At 69.2% G+C, this 6,155-nt stretch carries 4 protein-coding genes and 1 pseudogene; 4 read left to right on the forward strand and 1 reads right to left on the reverse strand.

Annotated elements, in window-relative coordinates; genetic code table 11:
• Positions 1–100 precede the first annotated feature (100 nt).
• Positions 101–1,237 (reverse strand): annotated as a pseudogene (locus tag AB0D08_RS03385) (NADP-dependent malic enzyme); the annotation flags it as partial.
• Positions 1,238–1,980: 743 nt separating this feature from the next.
• Between AB0D08_RS03385 and AB0D08_RS03390 the strand changes: the two are divergent.
• The 4 genes from AB0D08_RS03390 to AB0D08_RS03405 all read left to right on the forward strand — a co-directional run bounded on the left by AB0D08_RS03390 (position 1,981) and on the right by AB0D08_RS03405 (position 6,077).
• The gene (locus AB0D08_RS03390) at positions 1,981–2,898 is read left to right on the forward strand and encodes an ABC transporter substrate-binding protein (protein WP_051811944.1); all 918 of its coding nucleotides are present in this window, start codon (positions 1,981–1,983) and stop codon (positions 2,896–2,898) included.
• A 410-nt stretch (positions 2,899–3,308) separates the two neighbouring features.
• Positions 3,309–4,244, forward strand: coding sequence for an ABC transporter substrate-binding protein (locus AB0D08_RS03395; protein ID WP_359886085.1), 936 nt, complete (start codon positions 3,309–3,311; stop codon positions 4,242–4,244).
• Between the two features lie 40 nt (positions 4,245–4,284).
• Positions 4,285–5,280, forward strand: a complete 996-nt coding sequence (locus AB0D08_RS03400; protein ID WP_233288948.1) for an amino acid ABC transporter permease — start codon at positions 4,285–4,287, stop codon at positions 5,278–5,280.
• Positions 5,281–5,324: 44 nt separating this feature from the next.
• The gene (locus AB0D08_RS03405; protein WP_033818935.1) at positions 5,325–6,077 is read left to right on the forward strand and encodes an amino acid ABC transporter ATP-binding protein; all 753 of its coding nucleotides are present in this window, start codon (positions 5,325–5,327) and stop codon (positions 6,075–6,077) included.
• The last annotated feature ends 78 nt before the right edge of the window (positions 6,078–6,155 follow it).

Consider the following 6,155-nt stretch of genomic DNA (forward strand, 5'->3'; position numbering starts at 1 on the left):
GGAACCACGCGTCGGTGTGACCTGCACCGCGTGTCCGTCCCCGGCCGTCCGCCGCTCGTCCTGCGGACGCCCGTTCGGAGCGCCCGTCCGCGGGGCGCCGTCAGAGGCGGGCGACGCCCTCGGCGCGGGCGGCCTCGGCGACCGCCTTGGTGACCGCCGGTGCGACCCGCTCGTCGAACGGCGACGGGATCACCTTCTGCGGCGTCAGCTCGTCGGCGACCACCGCGGCCAGCGCCTTGGCGGCCGCGAGCTTCATGCCCTCGGTGATCCGGGTGGCCCGGACCTGGAGGGCGCCGGCGAAGATGCCGGGGAAGGCCAGCACGTTGTTGATCTGGTTCGGGAAGTCCGAACGGCCGGTGGCCACCACGGCGGCGTACTTGTGCGCCACCTCGGGGTGGATCTCCGGGTTGGGGTTGGCCATCGCGAAAACGAAGCAGCCCTCGGCCATGGTGGCGACGACGTCCTCGGGCACGGTGCCGCCGGAGACGCCGATGAAGACGTCGGCGCCGGCCAGCGCGTCGGCCAGCGAACCCTTGATCCCGGTCCGGTTGGTCAGCGCGGCGATCTCGGCCTTGACGTCGGTCAGGTCGCCCCGGCCCTCGTGCACGACGCCGCGGCGGTCGCAGACGGCGACGTCGCCGATGCCGGCCGCGACCAGCATCTTGGCGATCGCGATGCCGGCCGCGCCGGCGCCGGAGATGACCGCCCGCAGGCTGCCGATCTCCCGGCCGCTCACCTTGGCGGCGTTCCACAGGGCCGCGGTGGTGACGATCGCGGTGCCGTGCTGGTCGTCGTGGAAGATCGGGATGTCCAGGGCGTCCTGGAGCCGGCGCTCGATCTCGAAGCAGCGCGGGGCGGAGATGTCCTCCAGGTTGACGCCGCCGAAGGAGGGTGCGAGCCGGACCACGGTCTCGACGATCTCGTCCACCTCGGTGCAGGCCAGCGCGATCGGGACCGCGTCCACGCCGCCGAACTGCTTGAACAGGATCGCCTTGCCCTCCATCACGGGCAGCGAGGCCTCGGGGCCGATGTCACCGAGGCCGAGCACGGCGGTGCCGTCGGTGACGACCGCGACCACGTTCGACTTCCAGGTGTAGTCGTTGACCAGGTCGGGCTGCTCGGCGATGGCGGTGCAGACCCGGGCCACGCCCGGGGTGTAGGCCAGGGACAGGTCGTCCGCGTCGCGGACCGGAACGGTCGCCCGGACCTCCATCTTGCCGCCCCGGTGGAGGGCGAAGACGGCGTCGACGGGATCGACGGTGTCCTGAGTACTGGGTTGGATGATCTCCGCTGCCACGATGACCTCTTCGTCAATGATCAGCGAGAGCGCGACCGGCGGCCGGCCGACCCGGCCGGGGACGGAAAACCCGGGTACGCGGCCCGCGTACCCGGTGGCCGGGATCGGGGCACGGCCTTCGGGCAGCGCCCTCGGATGAGGGTTTCAAGTGTTCTGCGCTGTACTTCCGGTCTTACCCAGGCATCACCAGCCGGAGCCGGGAAGGTGACAGACACCGCTTGAGCCTAGGTCGGGCGAAGGCACCGCACCTGTGCCTTTTCGTCCTTGTCACGCACTGTTCACGGCCTTTGAGCCACTTGACGGCACCGGATCTCGGAAGGATCCGGGGCCAGTGGCGGCAACGGCCGGGCCAGTACGGACACCCGTAGGAGTGAACGCAGACACGGAGGGGAGCCGGTGCCTCGGATCCAGAGTCGACGTCTTCGGCTTCCGGTCCTGCGCACCCCGGTCCTGTCGCGAACCGGCGGTCTGTGTTCGGGCTTCGGGGGTTACCCGATACCGGATTCTGACACACCCGAGACCCGGGGCAGGAGGGTGGGATGGCAGGATCCTCGCAATCGACCACCGGAACCGGACGGGCCCACCCCCTCTCGGCAGCACCGAGACGTGCCCGTACACCGCCGGCGCACACCCGCGCACCCCGGTGGGACAGCACCGCCCTCTCCCACAGGAGGACCAGCTCCATGCACCACAGCGCCCGCATATCCGGCCGCTTCACCAGATCCGGCGCGGCCCTCGCGGCCGGGTCCCTGCTCCTGACCGGCTGCAGCTCGATCGGCGCGGCCAAGTCCCCCGAGGAGGAGCTGCACGACCGGCTCCCCGACGCGGTGAAGACCGCCGGCGTCCTGCGGATCGGTTCGGACGTCAACTACGCGCCGGTCGAGTTCAAGGGACAGGACGGGCTCCCCACCGGGTTCGACCCGGATCTCGCCGAGGCCATCGGGCGGCAGCTCAAGATCAAGATCAAGATCATGGACACCGATTTCGACAAGCTGATCCCGGACCTCCAGGCCAAGCAGTTCGACGTCGCGATGTCGGCCCTGACCGACAACCGCCAGCGCCGGGACGGCACCGACGACAACGGGCAGCAGGTCAACCCGGGTGTCGACTTCGTGGACTACTTCCTGGCGGGAACCACGATCCTGGTCCCCAAGGGCAACCCCAAGAAGATCAAGTCCCTCGACGACCTGTGCGGCCAGACCGTCGCGGTCCAGCGCGGCACCACCCAGGCCGCCATCGCCCAGCGCCAGACCGGCGCCTGCGACAAGGCGCACAAGACCCTCACCATCACGCTGACCGAGACCGACAACGACGCACTGGCCCTGGTCGCCTCGGGCAAGGCCGTGGCCGACATGAACGACTACCCGGTGGCCGCCTACACCGTGCAGAAGGGCTTCAACGGCGCGCAGTTCGAGATCACCGGGCAGCAGCTGCAGCCCTCGCCGTACGGTCTCGCGGTCGCCAAGGAGAACGCCGAGCTGCGCGACACGCTGGCGAAGGCGGTGAACCAGATCATCCGCAGCGGTGAGTACGACAAGATCCTGGAGAAGTGGAACCTCAAGGACGGCGCCGCCCAGAACGCGGTGGTGAACGGCGGCTGAGGCCACAGGCGGCCGGGGTGCTCGCCTTGAGCACTCCGGTCTGCATACTTATACACAGGGTGACAGGGGCGCGGAATTCGTCCGAATAGCGGACGTTGAGGCGCCTCGTTATCCGATTTTGATCTGCAGAGAGACCCGTTCCCCGGTACTCAGTGGCAGGATTCCACCCAACTCGGTCGCAGCGGCCTTCCCCCAGCCCAAGCAGCCGGGTGTCGTCCCAGTCGAGGCAGTTCGATCAATTTCGTCCACCTCGGCGGAGGGTGGCGATTGAATTCAGGCAGGACCAGCACAAACCGAACGACCGGTCGTGGCCGGCCCCGGACAGCGACGCCCGGGTCCGACGCCTCCGGCGCACCGCTTCCCCCGGCGGCGTGCTCCGCCCGTCTCTCCTACAGGAGGAGATCCCCCTGATGTCCGCTCGTACCCCGCGCCCCCGCCTCGTCGTGGCCGGCGCCGCCCTCGCCGCCGGCACGCTCCTGCTCACCGCCTGTAGCAGCAGCTCCTCCGGTTCCGGCTCCGGCTCCAGCTCCGGGAACCCGAGCGCGTCGGTTTCGGCGGTGACGGCCGACCCCGCGCTCGCCGCTCTGGTCCCCGCCGACCTCAAGTCGTCCGGCAAGCTGGTCGTCGGGTCGGACGCCTCCTACGCCCCGAACGAGTTCCAGGACGACAAGGGCACCATCGTCGGCATGGACGTCGACCTGGCCAACGCCATCGCCGCCAAGCTGGGCCTGAAGGCCGACGTCCAGAACGCCGGTTTCACCGCGATCATCCCGGGTATCGGTGCCAACAAGTACCAGCTCGGCATGAGCTCCTTCACCGACACGAAGGAGCGCGAGCAGACCGTCGACATGGTCACCTACTTCACCGCCGGTACCGGTATCGCGGTCAAGAAGGGCAACCCCGACAAGATCTCCGCCGACGACCTGTGCGGCAAGAAGATCGCGGTGCAGACCGGCACCACCCAGGCGGACCAGATCACCGACGTGATCAACCCCGCCTGCGTCGCCGCCGGCAAGCCGCCGGTGCCCAACGACGGAGACAAGTTCGACCTGCAGACGGACGTCACCAACGCCGTCGTCTCCGGTCGCGACCAGCTGATGATGGCCGACTCCCCGGTCATCGACTACGCGATCAAGCAGACCGAGGGCCAGCTGGAGAAGCTCGGCCCCACCACCGACTCCGCCCCGTACGGCATCGCGCTCGCCAAGGGCTCGGCGCTCACCCCCGCGGTGCAGAAGGCGGTGCAGTCGCTGATGGACGACGGCACGTACAAGCAGATCCTGCAGAAGTGGGGCGTCGACGCCGGCGCGATCGACAAGGCGCAGCTCAACGGCGCCACCAGCTGATCTCGTCCCCCTCGCTCCGAGCGACCTGTTCTGAGGCCACATCGTGAACTCTCTCCACAAGGGGCCGGAGGCGACCCCGGGACGGCATGAGGCCATCAAGGCCGTCCCGGTCCGTCACCCCGGCCGGTGGGTCGGCGCCGCAGTGATCCTGCTGCTCGCGGCCATGCTGATCCACGCCATCGTGACCGTCCCCGCCTTCAAGTGGGACCTCGTCGGTCACTACCTCTTCGACGACCGCATCCTGCACGGCCTGGTGGTCACCCTCGAGCTGACCGCGCTGGCCATGGTCATGGGCGTGCTCGGCGGGATCCTGCTGGCCGTGATGCGGCTGTCGCCGAACCCGCTGCTGTCCGGCACCGCCTGGGTGTACATCTGGGTGTTCCGCGGCACGCCGGTGCTGGTGCAGCTGGTGTTCTGGAACTTCCTCGGCGTGCTCTGGGCCCGGCTGTCGATCGGCATCCCGTTCGGCCCGTCGTTCTGGTCGCAGGAGACCAACGTCCTGATCCCGACCTTCGTCGCGGCCCTGCTGGGCCTCGGTCTCAACGAGGCCGCGTACATGGCTGAGATCGTCCGGGGCGGCATCCAGTCGGTGGACGAGGGTCAGCACGAGGCCTCCCAGGCGCTCGGCATGAGCCGCTTCGACACCATGCGGCGGATCATCCTGCCGCAGGCGATGCGGGTGATCATCCCGCCGACCGGCAACGAGACCATCTCGATGCTGAAGACCACCTCGCTGGTCAGCGTGATCGCCCTGGAGGAGCTCTTCCGGGCCGGGCAGAACATCTACTCGCGCAACTTCCAGAGCATCCCGCTGCTGATCGTGGTCAGCCTCTGGTACCTCTTCCTCACCTCGATCCTGACCATCGGGCAGTATTACATCGAGCGCCACTACGCCCGCGGCTCGAACCGGGCCCTGCCGCCCACCCCGCTCCAGCGGATGCGCGGCCTGTTCCAGGGCCTGCGGTCGAAGCCGGCACCGAAGCCCGCCGACGCCGGGGTCCACGGCGGCGGCGGTGAAGGAGGCGGTCTCGGATGACCGATCTGACGAACAACCCGACCGAAGTCCAGCCGGGCGGCCTGATGGTCCGCGCCGAGGGCGTGCGCAAGTCGTACGGCCTGGTCGAGGTCCTCAAGGGGATCGACCTGGAGGTCCGGCAGGGCGAGGTGTTCTGCCTGATCGGCCCGTCCGGTTCCGGCAAGTCGACCTTCCTGCGGTGCATCAACCACCTGGAGAAGGTCAACGCCGGCCGGCTCTGGGTCGACGGCGACCTGGTCGGCTACCGCCAGAAGGGCGACAAGCTGTACGAGCTGAAGGACCGCGAGGTCGCGATGAAGCGTCGCGACATCGGGATGGTCTTCCAGCGGTTCAACCTGTTCCCGCACATGACGGCGATGGACAACGTCATCGAGGCGCCGGTCCAGGTCAAGGGCGAGTCCAAGGCCGCCGCCCGCGAGCGCGGGATGGCGCTGCTGGAGCGGGTCGGGCTGGCCGACAAGGCCAAGAACTACCCGTCCCAGCTCTCCGGCGGCCAGCAGCAGCGGGTCGCCATCGCCCGGGCGCTGGCCATGAAGCCCAAGCTGATGCTGTTCGACGAGCCCACCTCGGCGCTCGACCCCGAGCTGGTCGGCGACGTGCTGGACGTCATGCGGGGCCTGGCCGAGGAGGGCATGACCATGATCGTGGTCACCCACGAGATGGGCTTCGCCCGCGAGGTCGGCGACGCGCTGGTCTTCATGGACGGCGGTGTGGTGGTGGAGGCCGGCCACCCCCGCGAGGTGCTCGGCAACCCGCAGCACGACCGGACCAAGGCGTTCCTGTCCAAGGTGCTCTGATCCACGGTGTTCCGGGGGCGCGGCCCCGGAACCCGTCGCGGGGGGGCCCCCCGACAACCCATGGCAGCCCCGGGTGCT

Origin of the sequence: Kitasatospora sp. NPDC048540, from assembly GCF_040651175.1 — a bacterium.
Taxonomy (GTDB): Bacteria; Actinomycetota; Actinomycetes; order Streptomycetales; family Streptomycetaceae; genus Kitasatospora.